The following is an 834-nucleotide window of genomic DNA, read 5'->3' on the forward strand; positions in this document are numbered from 1 at the left end:
ATATTTGTGAATAATAATTCACAGAATCTTTCTAGCAAACTAGTAAGAAGAAAGGTACAATGATAGGAGTTGCGCCTTTAAAATAATTGATATAATGGAGTTTGGTTTATGATGAAAAAGTTAAAATATATTTTTATTTTCGGTATTATATTTGCTGTCGTGTTTTTTTTCGAGAAAGATAAAATTATGAGAAAGGCACAAGAATTACGGTTAGACCTTTTCTCTGAGATGAAAGAAAGTGCAATGATTACAGAGGTTCCGTTTATTAGACAGTTACCTGAATTACCTAGAGGTTGTGAAGTGACAAGTTTAGCTATGCTACTACAACATAAAGGTGTACAAGTAGATAAGATGCAACTTGCTAGTGAAATTCATCGCGTCCCATTTAAACAAAATGGTTTGCATGGAAATCCTTATGAGGGATTCGTTGGAAATATTTATACGAAAGCTGAGCCGGGATACGGTGTATATAATCAACCGATTTTTAATTTAGCAGAAAAGTATATTCCTGAAAAAGTAATTAATTTAACGGGCAGAGACGTGCAAGATCTATATAAAGTAATTAGTTCTGGTTCTCCGGTATGGGTAATTATTAATACAACGTTTAAACCATTAGCTGAAAGTAGTTTTGAAACATGGAATACGAGTTCAGGTGAAGTGAAAATTACATATTATGAGCATAGTGTTGTAGTAATTGGATATGATCAAAACTTTGTATACGTAAATGATCCTCTTGCAAACAATCCACGAAAAGCTGTTCCTCGTGCTGAATTTGAAAAGGCGTGGGAGCAAATGGGGAAACAAGCGATTACTATTTTATAAAGTGAAACTATA

General features: G+C 33.0%; 1 protein-coding gene. It reads left to right on the forward strand.

The genetic code is table 11. From position 1 onward, the window contains the following. Nucleotides 1-111 precede the first annotated feature (111 nt). A complete protein-coding gene (locus V7038_RS01160) occupies nucleotides 112-822 on the forward strand; it encodes a C39 family peptidase (protein ID WP_199661864.1) in 711 nt (236 codons plus the stop codon). Nucleotides 823-834 lie beyond the last annotated feature (12 nt).

It is taken from the genome of Bacillus sp. JJ783 (assembly GCF_036963225.1).
GTDB classification, from domain to species: domain Bacteria; phylum Bacillota; class Bacilli; order Bacillales; family Bacillaceae_G; genus Bacillus_A; species Bacillus_A cereus_U.

Excerpts from the sequence above, each read along its gene's own strand:
- V7038_RS01160 (WP_199661864.1), top strand. The coding sequence starts at position 112 with ATGAAAAAGTTAAAATATATTTTTATTTTCGGTATTATATTTGCTGTC.